Genomic DNA, 25,805 nt, shown 5'->3' with positions numbered 1-25,805 from the left:
CTAGTCCTCGTCCTTCGCTTCGCCCTTGCCGAGTTCGGCCTTGAGCGTGAACGAGTTGGTGGATGCGATGCGCTCCTGGCCGGTCAGGCCGGTCGTGACGCTGACGGAACCGCCGTTCGTGCGGCCGAGCGTTACGGGTGTCGCCTTGAAGCCCGACGGCGTGCGGACGAACACATGCGGCTTGTCGCCGATCATCTGCACGGCGGCCGATGGCACGGCGATGCTGCGATCGCCGGTGGCCGGCAGCAGCACCGAGACGCTGACGTTCTCGCCGACGCGCCATGTACCGCCGGCGTTGTCGATGGTGGCGATGACTGGCACCAGGCGGGTGGTTTCGTCGAGGATCGGCGAGACGAAGGTCACGCGCCCTTCCTGACGCCGTCCCGCCGACGTCACCTCGACGCGCGCGCCCGGCACGACGCGTCCGGCATCGGCCGGCACCAGCGACATCGTCACCGACACCTTGGCCAGGTTCGCGACCCGGAAGATCTCGGCGTCGGCGGCGATCTGCTGGCCGAGCGTCGCCGATCGCGCGATCACCTGACCGGACATCGGCGAACGGACGGTGATGCGGTTGAGCGCCCCACCGCCACCACCGGTGGCCGATAGCTGCTGACGGGCGAGACGCAGCGCGATGTTCGCCTCGGTCGCGGCGGTGCGGGCGGCGACGAGGTCCTGTTCGGGCGATACGCGCTCTGCGAAAAGTCGCCGCTCGCGACGCAGGTTCGACTGGGCCAGCGTGGTGCGGGCGCGGGCGGCTTCCACCTCGGCGTTGAGGCTTGCGGCCTCCCGGCTCTCGATGACGGCCAACGTCTCGCCGCGGTTGACAGGCTGGCCGAGGTTGCGCGTGAGCGAGACGAGGCGTCCCGCGATGGCGGCCGACACCACCTGCACCCCCTGTGGGTCGCCCTCGATGGTCGCGGGAAGCTCGATCGCGCCCGCGACGCCGCCAACGGTCGGGCGGGTGACCTCGATGCCTGCGTCGGCAATTTGCTGCGCAGAGAGCGTGGCGGTCATCGGATCGCCAGTGGCTGCCTCTTTGGTCTCCCCGGGTTCGCCGGCGTTTTCCGCGGGTCCCGCCGGCCGGTCGCAGCCGGAGACGGCGAGCGCCAGGACGGCCGGCATGGCAGCCTTCATGATGCGGTTCATCGTTGATCGTCCTTGGGAAGCGGCGCGGCTGCGGTCAGCCGTTCCAGACGCGCCTGCGCGTCGTGATGAGCGGCCAGCGCGTCGATCGCGGCCGTGCGGGTCTCGAGCAGCGTGCGTTCGGCGTCGAGCAGATCGAGTTGCCCGAACTTGCCTTCGCGGTAGCCGATGCGGGCGATGCGGGCGGCCTCGGTCGCCGCGGCAAGCGCCGGTCCAGCGGCGTTGCGCGCCGTAGTCGCGGCGTTCTCGGCATCGACCTGCGCTGTCGCGACGTCCTGCTCGGCGTCAAGCAGCGCGGCGCGCCGCTGTGCATCCGACTGCTCGCGCTGGGCCTCGGCCACCGCGATGCTCGCGCGCCCGTTGTTGAAGACGTTGAGGGGGATGGAGACGCCGAACACCGCGGCGACGTCGTTGGTCTGCTCCAGCCGCCGCGCGCTGGCGCTGACCGTCAGGTCGGGCACCCGCTGGCTGCGTGCCAGACGCACCTGCGCGCTCGCCGTGTCGAGGTCGGCGCGCGCCACTGCGACGGTCAGGGTCCCGGAAGTCGCCATCGGTCGCATCGTGCCAGCCGAAGGCACCGCATCGAACCAGCTGCGATCGAGCTGTCTCACCGGCATGCCGAGCAGCCGGGCGAGATTGCCGGACGCAGCCTCGGCCGACCGTCGCGTTCGTTCGAGCGCCCCTTCCGCAGAAATGCGAGCAACGTCCGCGCGCTGCTCCTCGAGCGGCGATGCGCGGCCGGCCCGCACCCGCACGCGGGCGGCACGCAGCACTTCGGCCGCGATGCCTACCTGATCCTCCGCGATGATGACCCGACGCTGGGCGGCGGCGGCGGCGTTGTAGGTCTGTGTCACCCGCAGCCGCAGGTCGGCGCGAGCGATCTCGGCCTGAAGACCGGCACGTCCGATCTGCGCCTCGGCGACGGCTATGCGGGCGCCGCGCTTGCCGCCGAGCTCTAGCGGCAGCGCGAGGCCGAGCGTCGTCTCCGACGATCGCAGCCCCTGGTAGATGCCGGTGCCGGCGACGTTCTCCGTCTCGCCGACGATGGACGGGTTGGGACGAAGCCCGGCGACGCGGCGCTGCGCCTCGGCGGCACGAATGCCGGCCGCCGCCGCGTCCCGGAATGGCGAAGACGCGCCCGCTCTGTCGAGCGCCTCGGCAAGCGTGAGGACCGGCACCGGTGCGGCGGTTCGGTCGGTCTGGGCCTGCAGCGATGATGCGCAGGCGCCTGCGGCCAGTACGGCCGCAATGATGCGGTGCATGAGATGCTCCTGACGTTATTGACCCGGACGCGCGTCCACGCGCGCCCAATCGACGCGTCAGGCCTGCGGGGGGCGGAGGTCCGCTTCGGTGTCGTGCCCGCTCAGCGCGCGGCTGCGCACCGGCAGCGGCATTGCCGACGCGACGGAGACCGGCAGGGCGGCGGCCCGGACGGTCGGCGTGTTCACGTGGTGCTCGTGGCAGCTCGCGTGATGGTGCGGATAGCCCTTGTCGGCATCGGCCGGAACCTCGTCGCCGTCGCCTGGTGCATGGGCGGCCATCTCGGTCCTGCTCATCTCGACGCCGCCTGCTTCGGTAGCATGCGCCATGCCGGCCCACGTCGTAAGGACCAGCATCAGGCACGCCAGGAAGGGCACGAGCTTGCGCATGCCTTTTACTATCATTCCGCCGGCACCGTGTAACCCCGCCCATTCGGGACGATCTCGGATCGCGCCTGCATGATGATCTGCACGCCGCCGCTGATACCGAGCAGGGCCATGACGCCAGCGACGATCAGATCGGGCCAGGCGGTGCCGGTCCCGAACACGCCCGCTGCGGCGAGCACTACGGCGACGTTGCCGATCGCGTCGTTGCGCGAGCAGATCCAGACGGACCGCATGTTCGCGTCGCCGGTGCGATAGCGATACAGCATCAGCGCGACACCGGCGTTCGCCACCAGCGCGATCACGCCGACCACACCCATGATCCCGGCCTGCGGCGTGCCGCCGTGCCAGACCGCCCAAAGTGCCGCTGCCAGGACGTAGACGCCGAGGATTGCGAGCGTCGCACCCTTGAGCAGTGCCGCCCTCGCTCGCCAAGCCAGCGCCATGCCGGCCACGCCAAGACTGATCGCGTAGTTCGCGCTGTCGCCGAGGAAGTCGAGCGCGTCCGCCTGCAGTGCTTTCGATCCGCCGGCCACGCCGGCGACGATTTCGGCGGCGAACATGGCGGCGTTCACGCCGAGCGCGATCCAGAGCGCCCGCCTCCACCTGGGATCTGCGGATGTCCCCTTGTTCGATGATGCGCAGCAGCTGCCGCAGGCCATGGTCGTCGCCCTTCGTGTTCGTCGTGCGACGCCCTATATGGAGCCTGTAGCTGCTACAGGGTCAATAGGATGAATGCGCTGACGATCGGCAAGCTGGCTGAGGCGACCGGCACCAAGGTGGAGACGGTGCGCTATTACGAGCGCGCGGGACTGATCGCCCCTCCGGCTCGGACGACGGGCAACTACCGTTCGTATCGACCGGAGGACCTGGAGCGCCTTCGATTCATCCGCCGCACGCGCGATCTCGGCTTCTCGCTGGACGAGGTGCGCGCGCTGCTCGACATGGCTGAGCAGCGCGATCGGGACTGTGGGACGGTGGACGCCCTGGCCAACCGGCACCTGGAGGAGATTGACCGCAAGATCGCCGACCTGACGGCGCTTCGGCGCGAACTCGCGGGAGTCATCTCCAGCTGCGCTGGAGGCACCATGGCGGAATGTCGCATCCTCGAGGCATTCGCCCCGGGAGTCCGTTGATGGAGGTGGAAGCCATGTACGTTCCGGCTCGAGCCGCCTTCGGCAAGATCGTATCGGCTGCGGAAGTCGTCTCCGTTGATGCCAGCGAGATATCGAGCCCGACGCCGCAGCACCACTGAGGATCGGTATTCTTCACCCGTTTGGTGGTGACGGCCAAGAGCATCTAGGTGCTGACGCTGGCGCCCGGTCCGAACACGCACGGAAACCTGTCACATCAAGACGATAAACGCGCGCCCGGCGTTCATGGCGACAGCTTCGCCTGTCGAGGACACAGCGATGCAATCCGCTATCTAATCGACGCGTTTGTCAGATCGGCGATAACCCGGTTTTTTGTCGATAAATCTTGCGCGCCGTTGGCCCAAGGGACCGAGATATGATGATTCGGCGATGATTGATCGGACCCTGGGGCGAGTGCTTTAGATAGAAGTGATCGGCGTAGGGGGCGTCGATCCCCTTCGCCATATACTTTGCAAACTTGCTCGTCGTCTTCGCAGGCTGCACCATCAGGCAGCGGTCGGGCATGTTAGGCGCGAGCTTCTTCAGCGCGCGGCGGATGCGCTTTTCGAGATCGTCCCGATCAAGCGGCGACCAGCGCAGCAGCCAGTGCACATGGGTCGGTCCGTTCGGCGGGCGCTCCCACACAGCGATTGCGTCGAAGGTGCCGTACGCGGTGCCTTGCTTCACGCGGTAGTTCCAAGCGCGTCGCGTGTTTTCCCATATCTTCCGGAACAGTTCATACGGCTGCACGCTGCCGGCAAGCGCGGAGCTGAATTCTATGGTGATCACCGTTTCCATAGGCGACAGTGCCTTGCGCGCGAACCGCTCGGCATGCAGCAGCGACCGGGCGCTCTCCGGCCTCAGGCAAGTTCTCTTCGGCAATTGGGCCACGCCCGGAGTCATGGAGGTTCGCCACATAACCCCATGCTAAGCGGGCAACCGTTAATACCACGGCACCCGGTTTTCGTCGGTAGTACACCCCCCCGGAGACTTAATATAATCAATAGGCAGGGCAGGCCGCTTTGTGGCCTGCCGTCGCGGTGTCACACGGGGAAAAGCCGAAACATCCCCCACGTAGCACCAGCTACGACCACCAGCAGGACGACCGTAGCGAAAAGGTCGAGGCGGGCGGCCATGATGCGCTCCTCAGCGTCCTTACCGAGACTGGTGAAATAGAAGGCATGACGCAGATAGGCGAACAGCGGGGACGTCGACCGATCCACCGCAACCACATCGTCGTCCGAAAGCATCGATCCACGCTGCTTCGCGGTGCGCATCACCTTGCGACCGGCGTCATCGACGTTGCGGATAATCGTAGCCAATTCCTTCGTCACTCCGCGCAGGTCGGTGATAAACCCCTTCTCGGCTGCGGTGCGGCTACCCACGGCCTCGTCGACGCGATCGGCGGAGTGCAACAGGACCACGTAGAACCGCGCGAGTGCGTCTCCTTCGGTGATGCCGAGCACCTGCTCGGCGCGGATCAGCGCCTCCGTCGTCTGAGACGAAGGCGCGTGTCCGTAGATCGCGATGTACAGGTTCACGATCGCTGAGGTGCCGCCGGACATCAGTAGATGTCCGCCAGCGTCGCGGCGACCTCGGCTTCCCACATCTCGAAAGCCGCAACATTTCCGAAGGTCATGCGCGGGGCCTGCGGCAGCACGTCGAGTCCGATCTCATCCTTGCGGAAACGGTCATAGAGGTGCGGCGTCAGCTCGGGCATCTGTAGGACGATGCCGCCTTCTGCGAGGACGCTGTCGAGCAAATCCGAATCGACGTTGCTGTAGTTACCCAGGTCTCCGTGCCAGTGCGGCAGGTTCAGGATGAGCTGACCCGGGATGTGGGACATTCGCAGCGCATCAAGCGTCGTGCGCGAGGCGGCATCGAGGCCCATCGTCCACGTGACGGCGACCCGCATGAGATCGGGATATTTCTTCTGCACAAATCGGATGAGATCGTGGACGCGATCGAGATCGTCGAGTCGGCCACCGGGCACATTGACGAAGATACGGGCGCCGGGGTCTGCCTGCTGAACGGCGCTGAGGATCTGGTCCGCGGCGTCGTCACTCTTTAAGTCGACCTCATGCACCGTGTGGCGCTTTGAATAAGCGTTCAACACGTCTGCCTGCGTCACGCTGCACTCGACGAAGACGACAGGGTCGCCACGCTTCATCACCTCATGCGCGGCCGTGACGAGGCTTCCCGTCGATCCGACGCCGCCCTTTTCCTTTTCGAACAGGTGCAGGTATCGATAATAGTTCTTCATGTTCATAATGGATCTCCACTGTGTTGCTGTAATTTTGCGGCACGCGGGGCGGGCGGCGCTCGAGCCAAGCGCGAAATGCGGAAGTTCATCGCCGCCGCCGCTCCTCTCTCTGGCGGCGCGCGATTTCAGCGGCTGACAATCGGCCGTCTTTCTGATTGACGGTCGGACGGCGCTCGGCTGCTACGGCGCGATCCGGATTGACGATCTCGATCGGCGCGTTGACGTCCTCGATCAATTCGGCAGTCGCGGACGGCCCGTCCGAGGCTGGCTGAACCAGCGGCGGGAAGTGCGGGCGCGCGTTGGCGGCGATGCGCTCCAGAATGGCGTGGCCATCCGGCATATCCGCGAACGCCAAGATCTTGGTTGCAACGCCGTCGCGATTTGCGCCGGTCGGTTCCAGCACGCGGAGCGGCTCCAACGCCGCATGCCACCGATCGCCGGCATCGATGGCTGCGATCACCCCCCGCGCCACGTCCTCGCGGAGATCAGTCGCCTTAAACGCCCGGCGTCGGGGCGTTGGCCCGCCGCCGCCCCTGAGTCTGCGGGGATCCGCGAACGCCTGCTCGCCCAACGCCATTGTGATGGCACGCACACGAATGATCGCGAGCGCGACGCGGAGGTTCGCTGCGGCGGTCGGCGACGGCGCGACTTCATGAATGGCTGTATTGAGCTCGGTGTCGGCGTCATCGAGTTCGTCGATGAGCTGCTCACGGCCGTGGCGGGGATGCGCGAGGATCGACTTGAACCGTGGCGTTGCACGACGCTCGACCTCCGCCGACATGCTAAGGGCGAGCTTATACAGCGCGGGGCCGACGATCTCGCGTAGCGCAGCCTCGCTACGGAGGTCAGTCGCCGTGTCGCGCGTGGACTTATACTCACGCGCTGATGATGCGGCGGCGCTGACAATGAGGTCGGTTGCGACGCCGATCAGTGTATCAAGGGCCGACTGAAGCTGCTGCAACGTGAAGTCCTCCACCCGATCGAAGGGATTTCGATCTCAGGCGGACATCCATTTACGTGGCCAGAACCCTTACGTCTCGCAATAACGTCATTTGCGTATGCGGAAATGTCATAGGACGGCGGCTAAGGTAAGATATTTGATCGCTGTGCTTTCCTGAGGTAAGTCGGACCCTAAGTCAACTTACATTGGGTAAGACCTGTTCTAAGCGGCTGGCAATTTTCAGGCGCAATACCGTAGCTATGTGGCAGAACCACATTACTAATTTTTTTAGGCGCAATACCGTAGTTATTACGCGCTACGCACGTAACAACTACGCGGCTCGGCAGCCGCTGCGGCGGCGCCGCGCTGCGGAGCGCGAACCTCAGGGTCCGCGTCGCCGTGCACGGCTCTGGGCGGTCCGTGCTGCGGACCTTGGGTTGCGCCATCCCTTCGGTCGGCGCCAGTTCTGCATAGCACCTCGTCCCGCTCTTTCAGGCCTGCCGGCTCCGTGATCGATCAGGGGTAGGGGAAAAGCCGCGTGACGCGGCCACCGCGCCGGTCGATCCGCACCGCTAACCAGCGACGCGAAATTCGACATGAGGTGAAGCATATGGGTATCTGGCAGCAGCGTCCCCGCGACGACCATCCCACCGGGCGAGTGGTCGCCTTCGACATCGAAACGGTCGTGGAAGAGGAACCCGTCGACGGATCCTTCCCGCCCATCCCGCAGCATCGACCGGTCACGGCAGCGTTCCTTGGCGTAACCCGGTCAGCAGACGGGGGACACAGCTTCCGCCTCGACGTGCTGGTCTGCCGACCCGGTGACGAGGAACAGTTCTATCGGAAGGTCGATGCTTGTCTATCTCCCGGGGTGGTCGGCGTCGGCTGGAATTCGCGAGGCTTCGATCTGGCGGTTCTCCGTCTCCGGGCGATGTCTCATCAATGCTTCGGACTTGAAGGGCTGGCGCGGCAGGCGCAGTCGGCTCGCTACGACACCACCCATTGCGATCTGGCCGACCAGTTCTCCGGATACGGATCGTCGCGTACGCTGTCGTTGGCGGCCGTCTGCGAGGCGCTGCAGATTCCGGTGAAGACGTCCACCCACGGGTCGGACGTGGGCGCGCTGTGGCGCGCTGGCGACGTTGATGCCGTCATGCGCTACGTTGCCGAAGACACGATTGCGACCTGGATGTGCTGGCTTCATTGGGCCGCGTGGAAGAACGCTGACCCGGCTGAAATGGCTCTGCCGCTCGCGGATTTCGCCGTCTGGCTGCAGACGACGCCTGGACTGGAACCATTCCGCGGGTTTGCGGAATGCCCGCCGGCCCGGTGGGCGCTGGCGCAGGCACCGGCCGTCCGCGCCACAAGAGCATCGACCGACGTCGCGCGTCGGCTTGCTCAGGAACGCGACGAGCAAGGGTTCGCCGCGAACGCGCTCTGATCCGCCGAGCGCCACGCCCGGCTCTTGCATCAATCTTGTCATCCGCTGCCGGCGACGCCGGCGGCGCGATGACGTGTGTCCACCGGAGCACGTATGATTACCTGTCCCATCTACATCGCCCTTACCGCTGTAACTGTCGAGATGCCGGCTTCCGCCAATGGTGTTCACGCCGCTGAGACCAACCTCGTGGGCGTTGGGCTGTTCATCGCCAAACGCAATGCGGACGGCCGCTGGCGCTTCGAACGTCGCGCCCACGCGATCTCGGCCGGAGAGCCGGAAGGCACTTTGCTTGAATGGATCACATCCCGCCTACCGGGAGCCGCCATGATGATTGGCTGGAACGTCGACCACCAGCTCGTCCCGGCGTTGCTCGACGCCGCTGCAACCGCACCGCCAGCGGTCGCTCATCATTTCCTGGAGCGGCTCACGCATCTGCTGAAAGGCGGGGTCGTTGACATCGCGCTTAGGCATGGCGGTGCCGGCGCACCGACGCTGAATGAAGCCGCTTCAGGCATGGCGATCTACGCGCCCGTCTGGAACGTGGAGGTCATCACTGGTGCTTGGGCCATCGGCGCTGTCGATCGACTGCGCCGTGATCTCGCGGACGAGGCGATGGCGATCTGGCGGACTTTTGTTCGCACTGCCGGGGTGACCGGCCTCGACGCCGAGGCGGCGACCGATGCCTGGGTCCTGCGCCGCGCCAGTGCGACCGTAGGGGCGCGCAGCAGCAGCGCCACCTGACAGAATGCAGACAAAGCGGGGTTCGTTGAAGAGCGGAAAAGGAACCTCGGCCAACAGGCCTTCATATAAATGGAGACGACAATGACATCGCCATATCTCGACCTTGCCCAGAAATGGTCTCTCGCCTTGCGCACGTTGATGACTCATCCCGGTCACACCCACCGGTTCGACACAACCGCATGGTGCTTCAGCTCACCGCGCATCGGTGACGACATCGCTGCGATGGCCCAGCTCGCTGCCGACAAGGGTTGCGACCTCGTTCATGTCGCCTGCGCGCTCGACGCAGATGAACCACTCGGCGTGTCGCTGGCGATCCGGGGAAGAACGGGTGTGAGGTGGATCCCCAATGCTCGCCTGTACGCTGCGGACGAGAATGCGCCGATCGAACTTCTTACGGATAGCGACCGGTGGTTCATCGGCGCACTTCGCCGCCTCAGCGCGTCGGAGTTGCCGCCTCAGGCACGCCGTGTTTCGGGCGAGGGCATCGCGTGGCGCCGCTGGCGAGAAAAGGCTTCGCAAATGGAAGCGCCGAGTCGAGATGGAATGATTTGGGTGCCACGCGGCGGCACGATCAACGACGCGATCCCGTATGATCGGATCAACGTCACCACCTGACGCTCAGCAAGCACACCAAAAATTTCAAGACACATCTGACGACGCCGCCCCTCATCCGGGCGGCGTTGTCGCTTCAAGGAAAAGCGCATGCTTATCACGCAAGCTCAGCTCGCAGACGCCCGTCGCACATCGTTTGCTTCACCATCCCGCGATCGCCGGCCTGCCGACGCGATCGACTTTAAGGTACGACCAATTTCCGAGGACTGGATGCTGATCGACCGGATGCCGGCGTACAAGACCGCCACCTGCAACGTGGCCTATATTTGGCGGGACTCGGACGTCGCCGACCGGTTCGGCCCTATGCCGCCGACGTTTGCAGAGCGCCGGTATGAGTTGCGGGGGTCTGGCTTGTTGCTGCCCCAAAACGCGCCGCTATGGGCGACCAAGGACTATCAGATCTGGCAAGACGCAGATCAGGCGGCGCTCGCGACCGGGGATCCGACGGCGGTCAGCGCTTGGCATGTCATGCTGCAGATCCCGGAGACGGTGTCGCCAAAATGGTGGCATTGGATGCTGACGGGCTTTTTGCATAAAGAACTGGCCGGCAGAGGCGCCGCGGTAGCCTGGGCTATCCACGCACTGGAGGGCGATGACAAACGCTGGCTGGTTTCGCCACACGCGCATGCGATCGTGACGGCGAGACATTGGAAGTCGGGCGCGGCCAAGGGGCAACGCCACCCGGCGTGGATCGGGTCGTGGGAGCAGCAGCGGCGACTGGGATCGGCGTGGCGTCGTCGATGCGAGACGGCAAACCTCATGGCGCGGGCGGGCTTTCGATGGTCGACATTGCCGGTCATGGCCTGATGCGGACGGTTGTCATTCGCCCTTTCCTGCACTTGCAACTACACGAAGATCGTCACCAACAATCAAGCACGTGTGTCGATCTTCGCATATCAGCTGAAAAGGCGCCTGTAATAATTTCCGCTTGTCTGTGTCATGCCCGGCGCCGAAGTCAAACTTATGTCGAGATACTAAGCGCCGGCAGCCAAGCGGATTTTCCGCCTTAAAGGTTGTTGCAAAGAGTCTATTACCTTATTTTGGAAGACGACGATGCCGCTACTGACGCCGCCATCTTCCCCTGTACCGAACAGTTCGCAAACTCTCATGGCTAGTATTTGCCGCCGATCAGTTGCCGCCATCTGCGATCCGGGTCGTCCCGGCATCGCTGCGACGCTTACGAGTTACTCCAGCACCGACCCGGGAACGCTTCTCCATGGGCAGTAGCCGTATCGGATGCGGATCGATGTCGCGTGTGATTGTCGGGACGTAGCGCTCAATAAAGCCGCGTCGTTCGTGAAGTACGACATTGAGTCCTTCCGTTGCCATGCGCTTCGAATAATGCTTGCCGTTGGTGCCTTCACGGGCGTGGCCCATGACATCCGCACGCATCAACTCGTTGACGCCATCGACCTCGTAAAAGCTCGAACCCAAGGATCGAATGGAATGAATGTCCGGACCCTTGCCTGCGGGGTTGACGGGCAGGGGAAGGCGCTCGGCGATGTAATCGACCATGTGCTGCCAAGCGCGTTCATAGAAATGTGCACCGCCGCGCTTCTCCTCGTTGACGTACAGCTCGGGGAATAGCGCGACATGTCCTTCAGCCCGGATCGCCTCGACATAGTCCAGGAATCCCAGTCGGATCAGTTCGGCATGGATAGGAAGTCTGCGGTTCCGCGCACCGCGCTTCTCGCCCGCCATTTCGCCATCGCGCCCGCGGGTCAGATTGTCGCGAATGTGGAAATGCGGGACAGCGTGGTCGAGAGTGACGTCGGCGATCTCAAGCCCCGCAGTCTCCTCACGGCAGCTGTGATGGTAGAACCATAACAACGGTAGGAAATAGGCGGCATCGTGCCAGACATGGCGACCGGGTCCATCATCGCGCAGGCGTTTTAGCGCGCCACCGCCGCCCGTGTAGATCGGAGAGCGGAAGAGATGCTCCAGATGCGCGGTTGTCCAAGGCGGGCGTGTGTCGATGTTGGGATCGACCTTGATCACGATGCGCCCGGCACCGAAGTCCATCACGGTCGCGCCTGGAATACGCGGCTTCCACGACGTTGTAGCCAGATGCTTGGCGACCGTCGCCATCGTCGACAGGTCGCGGTTCGTCGTCTTCGGGTTGCGCCGATCGGCGGGGGCAACCGGCGGCAGCTCGGCGATCACGTCTGCGAAGGGGCGTGCCATGGCGCCCTTGGTCAGCGAGCCGTAGTAGAAGCGGGCGGGGAGCTTCTGGATGCCCTTTTTAAATGCCGCCGCATCGAGATGGGTATACGCGCCAAGTGGCTTGTCGCCGGTGATCCAGGCGAAGGTTTCCATAATACGGCGCTGCTGCTTCAGGTCTCCCTTCCAGATGCCGTCCGTCTTCAGGTCGCTAAGTATGTCGCCGATTGCGGCGCTAAACGGACGCGGGTCGTAGACCTGAAACTGACTGTCGACCGTCGGCGTGATCGGAACGACCACCGGGTCGTTGGTCGGCATCAGGTTGGGCAAATTGGTCGGTGGACCAAGGTCCGCCATCAACGCGGCGATCGGATCGGCCGCGTCCATGATGTCGTCGTCAAAAATGCGCTGGACCCGGGTGCAGGCGCTTGCCGCAGCGCGGATCAGGTGCGTCCGGGCGACAGCGATGGTGTGGGCGTGAACAGGTGCCCGTATCGCTTCGAGACGCTTCGCGACCACCTCATCGCTCAGCACATCGCGGATCTGCTGCGCATATTCTTCGATCGCCGGGACGTCGGCGCCAAGTCCGCGCCGCACCAGTTCGGCGCGGTCTTGATCGGTCAGGCCGAGATGACGGTCGGGGCGACGGATGATCCGGTACGCTTCGGCTTCTTGCGCTGCGACCTCGGGCACGGACGAGGACCAGGATGCATTTTCATAGGCGCTATGGACGTAGGACGTGAGTTCAGCTTCTAGAGCCGCACGGAAGAGCGCCTCGATCTCGGGTCCCGTCAGGCGTCGCCCCTCTTCCAGCATTGCCTCCACGCTCGATTTCACCCGTACGAAGCGCGCCGACAGGATCGCCGCGCGAGTGCGCGCGACCTTCGGGTCGGCGGTGCCCAAAGCGACCGATAGCGGGATTGAGATAAGATTTTGGAAATGGACGCGGCGCCTGAAGGTGTAGCGGCCGGCACGTCGGTGGGCATGGGGGATGTTGCACACAGTGGTCTTCGCCTTTCGGCGTGTGTCACCGGCGTGTGCTACAGCTCTGTGCACAGACCGGAATAAAACACACGCAAAGTGGCGGAAATCCGTCGCTTTCGCGATATAGTGGTCGGGGAGACAGGATTCGAACCTGCGACCCCCTGGTCCCAAACCAGGTGCGCTACCAGCCTGCGCCACTCCCCGACCGAAGGGTCCGACTAGGCGAAGCGGAGGCGGCTGGCAAGCGGGGACAGACAATTGTCCGGGCGATGGCCGACGCGGTGGCGGAGAGGGTGGGATTCGAACCCACGGTGGGCGTGAACCCACGGCGGTTTTCAAGACCGCTGCCTTAAACCACTCGGCCACCTCTCCGCGATGCGTCGCTCCTAGAGCGACCGCGCCCATATGTGCAAGGGGTGCGACGATGCGAGATACCGCCGATCGGCCTGCTGTGGCACTGTCGGACCATGCGGGGGACATTTCAAATCACCAGGACGGCGCGTGGCGTCGTCGCGGCGGCGCTGCTGATGACGGCGAGTGCGGGACCGGCGCACGCACAGTCCGGCATGACGGGCGAGGCGGGATTTCAGTCCTATCTCGTCACGCTGCGTCAACAGGCGCTGGCCGCCGGTGTAAGGGCTGACACGGTCGACAGCGTGTTTCCGACGCTGACGCTGAACACGCGGGTGATCGAGCTGGACCGGGCACAGCCGGGCGGCGGGCCGACCGGGCCTTCGACCGCCATCGCCAATTTCGCGCCCTATCGCGCCCAGCATGTCGATGCCGCGCGCATTGGCCGGGGACGGACGACCTATCAGGCGCAGCGCGGCCGGCTGAGCCGGATCGAGCGTGAAACCGGCGTGCCCGAATCGATCATGGTCGCGATCTGGGGGCATGAAACCAATTATGGATCGTACACCGGCAACTTCGATCTGCTGCGTTCGCTGGCGACCCTGGCCTATGAGGGGCGGCGGCGCGACCTGTTCGCCGGCGAGTTCATCGCCGCGCTGAAGATCATCGACCGTGGCATCCCGCGCGACCAGCTGAAGGGCAGCTGGGCAGGGGCGATGGGCAATCCGCAGTTCCTGCCGTCGATCTATCTGCGGCTTGCGCGTGACGGCGACGGCGATGGTCGTGCGGATATCTGGAACAGTCCGGCCGACACGCTGGCCTCGATCGCCAACTACTTCGTCAACGCCGGCTGGCGCGCCGGCGAGCCATGGGGACTGGCCGTGTCGGTGCCGACGACGTTCGACCGATCGAGCGTGCAGAACCGGCTGGTTTCGCCACGTTGCCCGCGCGTCTTCGCCCGGCACAGCGGCTGGCGGACGATCGGTGAATGGCGCGCGCTGGGCATGATGCCGCAAGGCGGCAGTTGGCCATCGGACCGGGTGATGGCCACGCTGCTGGAGCCGGATGGGCCACAGGCAACGGCGTATCTGCTGACCGGCAATTACCGCGTCATCCTTGATTACAACTGTTCCAATTTCTACGCGCTGTCCGTCGGATTGCTGGCCGATGCGGTCCAGCGTTAAGGCGCTTTCGCTGGCCTTCGCACTCGTCGCGTGCAGCGGCGGTCGCGATGGTCAGGCATCCGGCCTGCGGGTCGGATCCGGCGGCGCCTATATGGCGACCGGTCTGTCGAGCTGGTATGGCGAGGAACTGGCCGGCAACCGGACCGCGTCGGGCGAACGGTTCGACCCGCGCGGCATCACCGCCGCGCACCGGACGTTGCCGCTTGGGTCGCTCGCCGAGGTCACCGATCTGAACACGGGGCGGTCGATCGTCGTGCGGGTCAATGATCGTGGGCCACACCGCGACGACCGGCTGATTGATCTGTCACAGGGGGCTGCACGGCTGCTTGGAACCGACCGGCGATCCGTCGCGTCCGTTCGGGTGAGGACGGCGATCTCCGGTGCGACAGTTTCGGCGCGCTCCCTGGTGCCGGATATTACTCCCGCCGCGGTAAGCATCCCGAAGTCGGTGAGCGGCCGGTACAGCGTACAGGTCGGCAGCTTTTCCAGCCAGCCACGCGCGCAGGCGCTTGCCGACCGGATCGACGCGTCGGTGCGGCGCGACGGCGCCCTGTACCGCGTTATCCTCGGTCCGTTCGAGGATGCGCGATCGGCGCAACGCGCGCGTGACGCGGTCGTCGGGCGCGGCTATGGCGATGCACGGATCCTGCCCCGGGATTGAGTTTTCCTTCGTTTCACGGACATTCGCATGAAGAAGCTGATCGCTGCACCGCTCGCCGTCATGATGGCCACCTGTCCGACCATGGCGGCCGCACCGCAGTTCCAGACGACCGCGCCGATCGCCTATATGGAGGATCTGTCGACCGGGGCCGTGCTGTTCGCGCGCGATGCCAACCGCCGCATGCCGCCCGCCTCGATGGCCAAGATGATGACGGTCTATGTCGCGTTCGACATGATCAAGAAGGGCGAGCTGAAACTCGACACGATGGTCACGGTCCGGCCCGAAACCTGGGCGAAGTGGCACGGGCCGCAGGCGGGATCGACGATGTTCCTGTCGTCGGGGGAGAATGTCAGCGTCGCCAATCTGCTCTACGGCATCGTCACCTTGTCCGGCAACGACGCCTGTGTGGTGCTGGCCGAGCATATCTCGGGCACGGAACAGGCGTTCACCGAGCGGATGAACCGGGCGGCGGCGCAACTGGGCCTGAAGGACAGTCATTTCGGGACCGCCAACGGCTGGCCCGACAACGGTGTCACCTATGTCACCGCCAAGGATCTGGCCGACCTGGCGGCGGCGACGATCATCCAGCATCCGGCCCTGTACAAGCAGTTCTATTCGCGCCGGGATTTCACCTGGGGCAAGACCATGGGCGGCAGCGCGATCACCCAGGCCAACCGCGATCCGTTGCTGGGTCGGGTCGCCGGTGCCGATGGTCTGAAGACGGGGCATACCGAGGAGGCCGGGTATGGTTTTACCGGGTCGGCCGAACAGAATGGCCGCCGACTGGTGATGGTGCTGGCGGGTTTGTCCAGCGCGAACCAGCGGGTTGAGGAATCGGTGCGGTTCATGGACTGGGGCTTTCGCGCCTGGCAGGCCAAGCCGCTGGTCGCCAAGGGGCGCAAGGTCGAAACCGCCGAGGTCCAGATGGGCAGTTCGAGCAGCGTTGGCCTGATCGCGCCCAAGGCACTGACGGTGACGGTCCCGGCCGGCCTCGGCAGCGATATCAAGGCCCGGGTCGTCTATAGCGGGCCGATCAAGGCACCGATCAAGGCGGGGCAGCATATCGCCGATCTGGTCGTCAGTGCGCCCGACATGCCTGAACAGCGCCTGCCGCTGGTCGCCGAAAAGGATGTCGCGGCGGCCGGATTCTTCGGCCGCGCCTGGTCTGGCCTGACGTCCTTCTTCGGGTGATCGGCCGCTTCATCTCGCTGGAGGGCGGGGAGGGGGCCGGCAAGTCGACGCAGGTTCGCGCGCTCGCCATGGCTTTGGAGGCGCGCGGCATCGTGGTCGTCATCACGCGCGAACCGGGTGGCAGCGATGGCGCGGAGGCGATCCGTGCGCTGTTGATGCAGGGCGACGTCGCCCGCTGGAGTCCGCAGGCGGAGACGTTATTGTTCGCCGCCGCGCGCGCGGATCATGTGGAGCGGACCATCCGCCCCGCGCTGGACGCTGGTCGCTGGGTGCTGACCGATCGCTATGTCGACTCCACTCGCGCCTATCAGGGGATCGGGGGCGTGGACGACGACGCGATCCTGGCACTGCACCGGTTCGGCAGCGGTGGGCTGATGCCCGATCGCACCTTCCTGCTGGGTCTGCCGGTCGAGCAGGGGGTGGCACGCGCGACGGCGCGTGACGGTGCCGCTGCCGACCGGTTCGCCGCGCGGGGGGAGGGGTTTCATCTGGCCGTGGCGCAAGGTTTCGAGCGGATCGCGCGCGACGACCGCGACCGGGTGCGGCTGATCGACGCCAGCCGTCCGGCGGCGCATGTCACCGCCGACATCATGGCGGGTCTCGCCGACCTGCTGCCATGACCGAAGTCTTCGGCAATGCCGCCGCGCATGATGCTTTTCTGGCGGCGATGCGGAGCGGATCGCTGCACCACGCCTGGCTGTTTTCTGGTCCGCAGGGCGTCGGCAAGGCGCGCTTCGCGCACAGCGCGGCGCTGCGCCTGCTGGCGGAGGCGGGAAAACCGGACGTGCCGTTGCCGGATGGCTTTGCCGTGCCGGAGGGCCATCCGATCCGCAGTCTGTTCGACGCGGGCACCCACCCCGATTTCCGCGTCATGTCCCGGTTGCCGAAGGACGCCGAAAAACCCGATCAGGATATCGCACGCAGTATCACCATCGCGCAGGTCCGGGCGTTGCAGCCGCTGTTCGCGACCACGCCGTCGCTCGGCCCGCGCCGGGTCGTCCTGATCGATTCGATCGACGATCTGGAGCGCGGCGGCGCGAATGCCCTGCTGAAGAACCTCGAAGAACCCCCGGCGGGCACGATCTTCCTGCTGGTCAGCCACGCCCCGGGCCGGCTGCTGCCGACGATCCGGTCACGGTGCCGCCTGTTGCGGTTCGAGGCGCTGCGTGACGATGACGTCGCCGCCGCGATTCGCGCGCACAGCCCGGATGCCGGGCCGGACGAGGTCGCGGCGCTGGTCCGCGCGGGCGATGGCGCGCCGGGCCGCGCGCTGCGCTTCGCCGGGCTGGATATCCCGGCGATGGACGACGCGATCGACCGCATTGCGACCAGCGGCGACCCCGGCAATGGCGAGCGCGTCAGGCTGGCCCGGTCGCTGGCGCTGAAGGCGGCGCACCCCCGTTATGAAGCGTTTCTCGATCGTGTGCCGAGCTATATCGCCCATGCGGCCCGTACACGGCAGGGACCGGCGCTGAAGATCGCGCTGGACGCCCAGGCGGAGGCGCGGGATCTGGCCGGCGCGGCGCTTGGCCTGTCGCTCGATGCGCAGGGAACCGTGTTCGAGATGGCCGGTATCCTCGCGCGGCTTGCGGGTGCTTCACCTCGCTGACCGGATGTTCTAGGAGCGCGGGCATGGGCGAACCTTTTTATATCACCACCGCGATCAGCTATCCCAACGGACGCCCGCATATCGGCCACGCTTACGAGGCGATTGCGGCCGATGCCATTGCGCGGTTCCAGCGTCAGGCCGGTCGCGACGTGCGGTTCCAGACGGGAACCGACGAGCACGGGCTGAAGATGGTGCAGACCGCGCGTGGACTTGACCGGACGGTCGAGGATCTTGCCGCCGAAATGTCAGGATATTTCCGGGCAATGTGCGACGATCTCGACATTTCCTATGACCGGTTCATCCGCACGACCGAACCCGACCACCATCGGGCCAGCCAGGCGATCTGGCAGGCGATGGAGGCCAGTGGCGACCTGTATCTCAGCCGCTACGAGGGCTGGTATTCCGTCCGTGACGAGGCGTTCTACGACGAAAAGGAAGTCGTGACGGCCGAGGACGGCACGAAGCTGTCGCCACAGGGCACGCTCGTCGAATGGACCGCGGAGGAAAGCTGGTTCTTCCGCCTGTCGAAATATCAGCAGCCGCTGCTCGACTATTTCGCGGCCAATCCCGACTTCATTCGTCCCGAAGGACGCCGGAACGAGGTGATCCGTTTCGTCGAGGGCGGCCTGTCCGACCTGTCGGTGTCGCGGACCAGCTTCGACTGGGGCGTGCCGGTGCCGGGCAGCGACGGGCATGTCATGTATGTCTGGGTCGATGCACTGACCAATTACCTGACCGGCCTCGGCTATCCCGACCAGTCCGACGACTGGCGGTTCTGGCCGGCCGACGTCCATCTGATCGGCAAGGATATCGTCCGCTTTCATGCCGTGTACTGGCCGGCGTTTCTGATGTCGGCGAACATCGCGCTGCCCAAGACAGTGTTCGGGCACGGCTTCCTGCTGCATCGCGGAGAAAAAATGTCGAAATCGCTGGGCAACGTCGTCGATCCCGGCGATCTGGCCCGCGCCTTCGGAGTCGATGCGTTGCGTTATTTCCTGCTGCGCGATGTCAGCTTCGGGCAGGACGGCAGCTATTCGGCGGAAGCCATTGTAACACGGGTCAATGCCGAACTGGCCAACAGCTTCGGCAACCTCGCGCAGCGCACCTTGTCGTTCATCGCCAAGAACCTTGAGGGCGCCTTGCCGGAGGCCGGTCGGGGCGATCCCGCCGACGCCGCCTTGCTCGCCGACGTCACCGCCGCCGGTGCCGCGTTTCGCGCCGGGTTCGACGACCTGTCCCTCAACCACGGGATCGAGGCGTGGATGCGCGGTGTCCATGCCTGCAACCAGTATATCGACGTTCAGGCACCGTGGAGCCTGCGCAAGACCGACCCCGACCGGATGCATGCCGTTCTAGGAACACTGGTTCGCGCGATCCGGCAATTGGCGATCATCATCCTGCCGGTGGTGCCGAAGGGGGCGGGGCACGTCCTTGATCTGCTGGGCGTCACGGTCCGCGATCATGCGGCGATCGACGATGCGGGCTGGTACGCGGCACAGGTTGCCAGTGGGTTTCGGCTGGCCGCTCCGACGGCGGCGTTTCCCCGCCTCGAAATGCCGGTGGAGGCGGCCTGATGCTGGCCGACAGCCACTGCCACCTGAACTACAAGGGGCTGGCCGAGGATCAGCCGGCGATTTTGGCCCGCGCGCGCGCGCGCGGTGTGACAGCCATGCTGAACATCGCCACGCGCGAAAGCGAATGGGATGCCGTCGTCGCGACCGCCGAGCGCGAGCCGGACGTCTGGGCGACGGTGGGCATCCATCCGAACGAGGCGGGCACTCATCCCGATGTCGACACCGCGCGGCTGGTGGCGCGCGCCGCGCATCCGCGGGTCGTCGGCATCGGCGAAAGCGGTCTTGATTATTTCTACGAACATTCGGCCAAGGCCGCACAACAGAACGGTTTTCGCAGCCATATTCGTGCCGCGCGCCAGACCGGCCTGCCGATCGTCGTGCATACCCGCGATGCCGAGGACGACACGATCGCGATCATGGCCGAGGAGATGGAGCAGGGGGCCTATCCCGGCGTCATCCATTGCTTCACCGCCAGTGGAGCATTCGCCGACAAGGCATTGGATCTGGGCCTTTATATCTCGATATCCGGGATCGTGACGTTCAAGAACGCGCGCGACCTGCAGGATACGGCGGCGCGGCTGCCGATCGAGCGAATGCTGATCGAAACCGACGCACCCTTTCTCGCGCCCGTGCCGAACCGGGGCAAGACCGGCGAGCCTGCGTTCGTTGCCGACACGGCCGCCTTCCTGGCCAAGCTGCGCGGCGAGGACGAGATGGAATTGCGCGAACGTACGGCACGCAATTTCCACGAACTGTTCGCAAAGACCAGGAGGTGAGGGCCACCATCCTGGGGTCGGGCACCTCGTCCGGCGTTCCCCGTATCGGCAACGACTGGGGCGTTTGCGACCGGGCGGAACCCCGCAACCGACGTCGCCGGGCGTCAATTCTGATCGAACACGCCGACACCCGCATTCTGGTCGACACCAGCCCGGACATGCGGGAACAATTGCTCGCGGTCGACACCGCCGCACTGGACGCGGTGATCTGGACCCACGATCATGCCGATCACTGTCACGGCATCGACGACCTGCGGCAGGTCTTTCACGCAATCGGCCGCCCGGTGGAGGGCTATGCGCGCCCGGACACGCTGAACGCGATCCAGACGCGGTTCGCCTATGCCTTTTCCGGCCGGGTCGGTTATCCGGCAACGATCGCGGGTAATGCATTGCCCGATCGCCTGACGATCGGCGGGATCGCGATTGGCGTGACCGACCAGCCGCATGGCAACATCACCTCTGCCGGATTACGGTTTGAGGCCGGCGGCAAAGCGATCGGCTATGCAACCGACGCCGCCGCGATGACGCCGGAGATGATGGCGCTCTATGCCGACCTCGACATCTGGATCGTCGATGCGCTGCGCCGCGCGCCGCACCCGACGCACGCCAATCTGCCCACGGTTCTCGACTGGGTCACGATGCTGAAGCCCAGACGGACCGTGCTGATCCATATGGACCACACCATGGATTATGCGACGCTGGTTCGCGAGCTGCCCGCCGGTGTCGAGCCGGGCTATGACGGACTCGTCCTGTCGTGATGGAAATGCGCGGCGCGGAGATCCTGTTATACGGTCTCATCATCCTGCTGCCGCTGTCGTCGCTGATCGCACGCCGACCGAAACCCGGCGCATTGGCGCGAATGGCGCTGGCATGGCTCGGCATCTTCGCCATCGGTCTGCTCATCGCCAGCCAGCGGACATGGATTGCCGAAGCCGCCCACAACCTGTTCGGTGAACAACAGGTTGCCGGTGGCGAGACGCGGATCCGCATGGCTGACGACGGACATTTCTACGGCGATGTGATGGTTAACGGCACGTCAAGGCGGATGCTGATCGACAGCGGGGCGACCACGACCGCGCTGTCGATCGAAACCGCAAAGGCCGCCGGCATCGACGTCGACGAAAGCCCGTTCGCGACGGTCATCGAAACTGCCAACGGGCCCGTTACCGCGCAGGTGGCCACGGCGAAGTCGATCGTGATCGGCTCAGTCACCGCAACCGATCTTGGTGTGGTCGTATCACCCGCATTTGGATCGACAGACGTCATCGGCATGAATCTGCTGTCACGCCTGAAGTCATGGCATGTCGAGGATCAGGTGCTGGTCCTGACACCAAAATAACAGTCAATTTTACATAATGTTCATTATCGGACTATCGGAGGTGCCGGCGTGACCGAGCGATTATTGGCGATCATGGCGCGGTTGCGCGACCCGGATTCCGGCTGTCCCTGGGATATTGCCCAGACACCGTCCTCGATCGTTCCGTACACGATCGAGGAAGCCTATGAGGTTGCCGACGCGGTTGCCTCCGGCGATCCAGCGGCGTTGCGCGACGAGCTGGGTGACCTGTTGCTCCAGGTCGTCTTCCAGTCCCGGATTGCCGAAGAAGCCGGTGACTTTACCTACACCGACGTCGTCGCCGCGATCTGCGACAAGATGGAACGCCGTCACCCCCATATCTTCGGTGACGGGACGCCCGGTCCGGGCTGGGAAGCGATCAAGGCGGCGGAGCGTGGGTCGAACGGCGCGCTGGCGGGTGTCGCTTCGGCCCTGCCGGCACTCAGTCGCGCGGAGAAGTTACAGAAGCGTGCGGCACGGGTCGGGTTCGACTGGCCCGATGCAGCCGGCCCACGCGCGAAGGTCGTCGAGGAATTGACCGAGGTCGACGAGGCGACTGGTGCCGCCGTGGCCGAGGAAATCGGTGATCTCCTGTTTTCGGTAACCAACTGGGCGCGACATCTTGGCATCGATGCCGAAGCCGCGCTGCGGTCGGCCAACACGAAGTTCGAGCAGCGTTTCGCCAGCATGGAGGCGTTGGCCGGCGACACGTTCGCCGGCCTGTCGCTCGATCAGAAGGAGGCGCTGTGGCAACGGGTCAAGACGCAGCCGATCGCTGGTTGAACCGGGCAAAGTCTTCCTCTGACAAGCGCACGTCATAGGCGGTCGACAGATCGTCAGACTCCTGCCCCAACACCTCGCCATGTGCGTGCAGCCATGCGGCCCCCGCCCCATCGGATGCATCGAGCATGATCGTGTAGCGACGATGTGCGGCGGTCAGACGGGCGGCGACCTGGGTGACCAGTGCCTCCATCCCCTGCCCGTCGAGCGCGGAGATCGCGACGACGTCGTCGCGGTGATCGGCGTGACCGCGCATCTCGATCGCGTCATCCTCGCCGAGCAGATCAAGCTTGTTCCAGACCTCGAACCGGGGCGTCGTTTCCGACACGCCGATCTCGGCAAGCACGGCCTCCACGTCGGCACGCTGCGCCTCGGTATCGGGGTGCGCGATGTCACGAACGTGGATCAGCAGATCGGCCGACACCACCTCCTCGAGCGTCGCCTTGAACGCGGCTACAAGCTGCGTCGGCAGGTCAGAGACGAATCCGACCGTGTCGGACAGAATGGCCTTGTCGACGCCCGGCAGGGAAATCTGCCGTAACGTGGGGTCGAGCGTCGCGAACAGCAGATCCTCGGCCATCACGGACGCGCCGGTCAGGCGATTGAACAAGGTCGACTTGCCCGCATTGGTGTAGCCGACCAGCGCGATCACCGGCCACGGCGCACGCTGGCGCCGATCGCGATGCAGCCCGCGCGTGCGGCTGACCTGCTCCAGTTCCTTGCGCAGACGTGCCATCCGGTCGCGGATCAGGCGTCGATCGGCCTCGATCTGGGTTTCGCCCGGACCGCCGAGAAAACCGAAACCGCCGCGCTGACGCTCAAGATGGGTCCAGCTGCGCACCAGCCGTCCCGCCTGATAGTCGAGATGCGCCAGTTCGACCTGAAGACGCCCCTCGGCCGTTGCGGCACGCTCGCCGAAGATTTCCAGGATCAGACCCGTCCGGTCGATGACCTTTGTTTCCAGTTCCTTTTCCAGATTGCGTTGCTGGACCGGGGTCAAGCTGGCGTCGAACACGACTAGCCCGGCGTCCTCCATCCGCACCAGTGCGGCCAGTTGTTCGCACTGGCCCTTGCCGATCAGCGTCGCCGGCTTGGCCTGCCGGACCCGGAAGGCGATCCGATCAGCGACATCCACGCCGATCGCCATGGCAAGGCCGGCGGTTTCCGCAAGTCGGGCATCCGCATCACGCTGCGCGTCGCCCTGATCCGGCAGCACGACAATCGCCCGCGTGCCCCGCGCGAATTCGCCCCGGTCGCGTTCGAACCCGGTGCTCAATCTTCATCGTCCGCATCGGCCGGCTCGTCCGACAGGTTCAACGGGCGCGCCGGCTGAACCGTCGACACGGCATGCTTGTACACGAGCTGCGCCAGTCCCTCACGCTGCAACAACATGCAGAACAGGTCGAACGCGGCGATGTGGCCTTGCAGCATGACGCCGTTGACCAGAAACATGGTGACGCTGTCGTCGGATTTGCGGACGGCGTTCAGGAAGATTTCCTGCAACAGCGGCTGCTTCTTCTGCACTTCGCCCACCGCGTCGACGATGCTGGCGACGTCGATCTGGCCGGCCGGCATGATGGTCGAGATCGCATGCTTGTAGATCAGTTGCGACTGGCCATCGCGGCGCAGCAGGACCGAAAAATTGTCGAACCAGGTCACGATGCCCTGAAGTTTGACACCCTTGACAAGAAACATCGTCACCGGGGTCTTCGTGCGGCGAAGCGCGTTCAGGAACAGATCCTGTAGCGAGCCGGTCTTGGTGTCGGCCATGATGGCGTCCCTTTTTATTGGCGGGGTTTGCCCCGCGATGCGCCGGTTCCGGCGTCGGATGGCCGCAATACCCTGCGACGCCGTATATCTAGGATCGCGCATGGGCCTCGTCCAGAGGCGCAGCTTATGGCCCGTGCGCTATTCCTCGCGCGTTTCGGTGATACCCAACAGCTTCAGTTTGCGGTGCAGTGCGGATCGCTCCATGCCGATGAAGCTCGCGGTGCGCGAGATGTTGCCGGAAAACCGGCGGATCTGAACCCGCAGATATTCCCGCTCGAACGTCTCGCGGGCCTCGCGCAAGGGCGCCCCCATGATCGCGCCGCCGCCCGCCATCTCACCCTGATCGCCAAGCACCTCCGACGGCAACAGGTCGGTCTCGATCCGGCCGACCCGATCACCCGGGGCCATGATGATCGTGCGCTCGACCACATTGCGGAGCTGGCGGACATTGCCCGGCCAGTCGTAGGATTGCAGCGCAACCATCGCATCCGCTGCGATTTCCGGCGTCGGCACCCGCCGTTCGGAGGCGTAATGCGCCATGAAATGCTGGACGAGCGCGGGAATGTCCTCCCGCCGTTCGGACAGCGGCGGGATCAGGACCGGCACGACGTTAAGCCGGTAATAGAGATCCTCGCGGAAGCGTCCTTCCGCGATTTCGTCGGTCAGGACGCGCGCGGTGGCGGATACGACGCGAACGTCAACCTTCACGACGCGCTGGCCACCAACGCGTGTAAAGCTCTGATCGGTCAGCACGCGCAGGATCCGGGCCTGCGTCGTGATCGGCATGTCGGCGATCTCGTCCAGAAACAGCGTGCCGCCATGCGCCTGTTCGAGCAGGCCGGGCCGAACGATGCCGCCGGTTTCCTCCGCGCCGAACAGTTCCTCCTCGACCCGCTCCGGGGTCATGCGCGCGGCGCTGACGATCACGAAGGGGGCGTCGGTACGCTGGCTCCAGCCGTGGAGCAGGCGCGCCGCCACTTCCTTGCCGACGCCGGCACCACCCATGATGAGCACCCGGCTGCCGGTACCAGCCACACGCTTCAGGGTCGCCCGTACACCATTGATCGCGCTGGAATTGCCGGTCAGATCGGACTCGCGCCCGGCCGACGCGCGTAGTGACGCGACCTCGCGCTTCAGTCGCTCGGTCTCGGTGGCGCGCGCGACCATTAGCAGCAGGCGTTCGGCCTCGAACGGCTTTTCGATGAAATCGGCGGCACCCTTGCGGATGGCAGCGACCGCCGTGTCGAGGCTGCCGTGCCCGGAAATGACCAGAACCGGAATCGACGGATCGCGCCGCTTGATCTCGTCCAGCAACTCCAGCCCGTCGAGCCGCGATCCCTGCAACCAGACGTCGAGCAGAACGAGCGATGGACGCCGGGCGGCGATCGCCTCCAGCGCGGAATCGCTGCCGGCCGCACCGCGCGTTTCATAACCTTCGTCTTCCAGGACGCCGGCGACCAGTTCGCGGATGTCGAGTTCGTCATCGACGACAAGGATATCAAGGGCCATC

27 protein-coding genes and 2 tRNA genes are annotated in these 25,805 nt (G+C 65.2%); 15 read left to right on the top strand and 14 right to left on the bottom strand.

Annotated elements, in window-relative coordinates; all coding sequences use genetic code 11:
• The 4 genes from ASE75_RS06840 to ASE75_RS06825 are packed head-to-tail and all read right to left on the bottom strand — an operon-like array spanning position 1 to position 3,451.
• Positions 1 to 1,149: an efflux RND transporter periplasmic adaptor subunit gene (locus ASE75_RS06840; RefSeq protein WP_443025298.1), complete on the bottom strand. Its 1,149-nt coding sequence runs from the start codon at positions 1,147 to 1,149 to the stop codon at positions 1 to 3.
• Positions 1,146 to 2,408 (bottom strand): TolC family protein, encoded by a 1,263-nt coding sequence (locus tag ASE75_RS06835; protein ID WP_055930878.1) that lies wholly within the window; start codon positions 2,406 to 2,408, stop codon positions 1,146 to 1,148. The genes ASE75_RS06840 and ASE75_RS06835 overlap by 4 nt, the downstream gene beginning before the upstream one ends.
• A 57-nt stretch (positions 2,409 to 2,465) precedes the next feature.
• On the bottom strand, positions 2,466 to 2,795 hold the full coding sequence (locus ASE75_RS06830; protein ID WP_055930875.1) for a hypothetical protein: 330 nt from the start codon (positions 2,793 to 2,795) through the stop codon (positions 2,466 to 2,468).
• An 11-nt stretch (positions 2,796 to 2,806) separates the two neighbouring features.
• The gene (locus tag ASE75_RS06825; RefSeq protein ID WP_055930872.1) at positions 2,807 to 3,451 is read right to left on the bottom strand and encodes a cation transporter; all 645 of its coding nucleotides are present in this window, start codon (positions 3,449 to 3,451) and stop codon (positions 2,807 to 2,809) included.
• 69 nt (positions 3,452 to 3,520) lie between these two features.
• On the opposite strand from ASE75_RS06825, the gene ASE75_RS06820 reads away from it, so the two are divergent.
• Positions 3,521 to 3,925 carry a MerR family transcriptional regulator gene (locus ASE75_RS06820; RefSeq protein WP_055930869.1) on the top strand — a complete coding sequence of 135 codons (405 nt, stop codon included), beginning with the start codon at positions 3,521 to 3,523 and terminating at the stop codon, positions 3,923 to 3,925.
• A gap of 306 nt (positions 3,926 to 4,231) precedes the next feature.
• On the opposite strand, the gene ASE75_RS06815 is transcribed toward ASE75_RS06820, so the two are convergent.
• The 4 genes from ASE75_RS06815 to ASE75_RS06800 form a co-directional block, all read right to left on the bottom strand.
• Complete coding sequence (locus ASE75_RS06815; protein ID WP_156340249.1) at positions 4,232 to 4,825, bottom strand: hypothetical protein; 594 nt, start codon at positions 4,823 to 4,825, stop codon at positions 4,232 to 4,234.
• A gap of 140 nt (positions 4,826 to 4,965) precedes the next feature.
• A complete protein-coding gene (locus tag ASE75_RS06810) occupies positions 4,966 to 5,487 on the bottom strand; it encodes a hypothetical protein (protein ID WP_055930863.1) in 522 nt (173 codons plus the stop codon).
• Positions 5,487 to 6,185: a hypothetical protein gene (locus ASE75_RS06805; RefSeq protein WP_156340246.1), complete on the bottom strand. Its 699-nt coding sequence runs from the start codon at positions 6,183 to 6,185 to the stop codon at positions 5,487 to 5,489. The genes ASE75_RS06810 and ASE75_RS06805 overlap by 1 nt, the downstream gene beginning before the upstream one ends.
• A gap of 85 nt (positions 6,186 to 6,270) precedes the next feature.
• On the bottom strand, positions 6,271 to 7,146 hold the full coding sequence (locus tag ASE75_RS06800; protein ID WP_162233721.1) for a hypothetical protein: 876 nt from the start codon (positions 7,144 to 7,146) through the stop codon (positions 6,271 to 6,273).
• Positions 7,147 to 7,735: 589 nt separating this feature from the next.
• On the opposite strand from ASE75_RS06800, the gene ASE75_RS06795 reads away from it, so the two are divergent.
• The 4 genes from ASE75_RS06795 to ASE75_RS06780 all read left to right on the top strand — a co-directional run bounded on the left by ASE75_RS06795 (position 7,736) and on the right by ASE75_RS06780 (position 10,726).
• Positions 7,736 to 8,566, top strand: a complete 831-nt coding sequence (locus tag ASE75_RS06795; protein WP_055930855.1) for a hypothetical protein — start codon at positions 7,736 to 7,738, stop codon at positions 8,564 to 8,566.
• A gap of 93 nt (positions 8,567 to 8,659) precedes the next feature.
• Positions 8,660 to 9,307 carry a hypothetical protein gene (locus ASE75_RS06790; RefSeq protein ID WP_055930851.1) on the top strand — a complete coding sequence of 216 codons (648 nt, stop codon included), beginning with the start codon at positions 8,660 to 8,662 and terminating at the stop codon, positions 9,305 to 9,307.
• A gap of 81 nt (positions 9,308 to 9,388) precedes the next feature.
• On the top strand, positions 9,389 to 9,922 hold the full coding sequence (locus ASE75_RS06785; RefSeq protein ID WP_156340244.1) for a hypothetical protein: 534 nt from the start codon (positions 9,389 to 9,391) through the stop codon (positions 9,920 to 9,922).
• Positions 9,923 to 10,009: 87 nt separating this feature from the next.
• Positions 10,010 to 10,726 (top strand): MobA/MobL family protein, encoded by a 717-nt coding sequence (locus ASE75_RS06780; RefSeq protein ID WP_055930845.1) that lies wholly within the window; start codon positions 10,010 to 10,012, stop codon positions 10,724 to 10,726.
• A 321-nt stretch (positions 10,727 to 11,047) separates the two neighbouring features.
• On the opposite strand, the gene ASE75_RS06775 is transcribed toward ASE75_RS06780, so the two are convergent.
• The 3 genes from ASE75_RS06775 to ASE75_RS06765 form a co-directional block, all read right to left on the bottom strand.
• The gene (locus ASE75_RS06775) at positions 11,048 to 12,982 is read right to left on the bottom strand and encodes a hypothetical protein (RefSeq protein WP_055930842.1); all 1,935 of its coding nucleotides are present in this window, start codon (positions 12,980 to 12,982) and stop codon (positions 11,048 to 11,050) included.
• Positions 12,983 to 13,190: 208 nt separating this feature from the next.
• Positions 13,191 to 13,267: transfer RNA gene (locus ASE75_RS06770), tRNA-Pro, on the bottom strand.
• A 78-nt stretch (positions 13,268 to 13,345) separates the two neighbouring features.
• Positions 13,346 to 13,435, bottom strand: a tRNA-Ser gene (locus tag ASE75_RS06765).
• Between the two features lie 155 nt (positions 13,436 to 13,590).
• Between ASE75_RS06765 and ASE75_RS06760 the strand changes: the two genes are divergently transcribed.
• From ASE75_RS06760 to mazG, 10 genes are all read left to right on the top strand, one after another.
• Positions 13,591 to 14,598: a lytic murein transglycosylase gene (locus ASE75_RS06760; protein ID WP_235512537.1), complete on the top strand. Its 1,008-nt coding sequence runs from the start codon at positions 13,591 to 13,593 to the stop codon at positions 14,596 to 14,598.
• Positions 14,582 to 15,259, top strand: coding sequence for an SPOR domain-containing protein (locus ASE75_RS06755; RefSeq protein ID WP_055930836.1), 678 nt, complete (start codon positions 14,582 to 14,584; stop codon positions 15,257 to 15,259). Before ASE75_RS06760 ends, ASE75_RS06755 begins: the two co-directional genes overlap by 17 nt.
• Before the next feature lie 27 nt (positions 15,260 to 15,286).
• The gene (locus ASE75_RS06750; protein ID WP_055930833.1) at positions 15,287 to 16,450 is read left to right on the top strand and encodes a D-alanyl-D-alanine carboxypeptidase family protein; all 1,164 of its coding nucleotides are present in this window, start codon (positions 15,287 to 15,289) and stop codon (positions 16,448 to 16,450) included.
• Complete coding sequence (gene tmk, locus ASE75_RS06745) at positions 16,447 to 17,070, top strand: dTMP kinase (RefSeq protein ID WP_082463835.1); 624 nt, start codon at positions 16,447 to 16,449, stop codon at positions 17,068 to 17,070. Before ASE75_RS06750 ends, tmk begins: the two co-directional genes overlap by 4 nt.
• Positions 17,067 to 18,059 (top strand): DNA polymerase, encoded by a 993-nt coding sequence (locus ASE75_RS06740; protein ID WP_055930827.1) that lies wholly within the window; start codon positions 17,067 to 17,069, stop codon positions 18,057 to 18,059. The genes tmk and ASE75_RS06740 overlap by 4 nt, the downstream gene beginning before the upstream one ends.
• Before the next feature lie 23 nt (positions 18,060 to 18,082).
• On the top strand, positions 18,083 to 19,633 hold the full coding sequence (gene metG / locus ASE75_RS06735; RefSeq protein ID WP_055930825.1) for a methionine--tRNA ligase: 1,551 nt from the start codon (positions 18,083 to 18,085) through the stop codon (positions 19,631 to 19,633).
• Positions 19,633 to 20,409, top strand: coding sequence for a TatD family hydrolase (locus tag ASE75_RS06730; protein WP_055930822.1), 777 nt, complete (start codon positions 19,633 to 19,635; stop codon positions 20,407 to 20,409). Before metG ends, ASE75_RS06730 begins: the two co-directional genes overlap by 1 nt.
• The gene (locus ASE75_RS06725) at positions 20,406 to 21,167 is read left to right on the top strand and encodes an MBL fold metallo-hydrolase (RefSeq protein ID WP_055930819.1); all 762 of its coding nucleotides are present in this window, start codon (positions 20,406 to 20,408) and stop codon (positions 21,165 to 21,167) included. Before ASE75_RS06730 ends, ASE75_RS06725 begins: the two co-directional genes overlap by 4 nt.
• Complete coding sequence (locus ASE75_RS06720) at positions 21,167 to 21,748, top strand: retropepsin-like aspartic protease family protein (RefSeq protein ID WP_055930816.1); 582 nt, start codon at positions 21,167 to 21,169, stop codon at positions 21,746 to 21,748. Before ASE75_RS06725 ends, ASE75_RS06720 begins: the two co-directional genes overlap by 1 nt.
• A 72-nt stretch (positions 21,749 to 21,820) precedes the next feature.
• Entirely contained in the window at positions 21,821 to 22,528 is a 708-nt protein-coding gene (gene mazG / locus ASE75_RS06715; protein ID WP_443025301.1) for a nucleoside triphosphate pyrophosphohydrolase, read from the top strand.
• On the opposite strand, the gene hflX is transcribed toward mazG, so the two are convergent.
• From hflX to ntrX, 3 genes are all read right to left on the bottom strand, one after another.
• Entirely contained in the window at positions 22,503 to 23,801 is a 1,299-nt protein-coding gene (gene hflX / locus ASE75_RS06710) for a GTPase HflX (protein ID WP_055930810.1), read from the bottom strand. The genes mazG and hflX overlap by 26 nt on opposite strands.
• Positions 23,798 to 24,295: an RNA chaperone Hfq gene (gene hfq, locus ASE75_RS06705; RefSeq protein WP_055930807.1), complete on the bottom strand. Its 498-nt coding sequence runs from the start codon at positions 24,293 to 24,295 to the stop codon at positions 23,798 to 23,800. The genes hflX and hfq overlap by 4 nt, the downstream gene beginning before the upstream one ends.
• Positions 24,296 to 24,433: 138 nt before the next feature.
• Entirely contained in the window at positions 24,434 to 25,804 is a 1,371-nt protein-coding gene (gene ntrX / locus ASE75_RS06700) for a nitrogen assimilation response regulator NtrX (RefSeq protein ID WP_055930804.1), read from the bottom strand.
• Between the last annotated feature and the right edge of the window lies 1 nt (position 25,805).

Source organism: Sphingomonas sp. Leaf17 (assembly GCF_001421505.1).
Classification (GTDB): Bacteria; Pseudomonadota; Alphaproteobacteria; order Sphingomonadales; family Sphingomonadaceae; genus Sphingomonas.
Note: the sequence above shows the minus strand (reverse complement) of the source record. Positions and strands in the feature narration are given on the sequence as shown.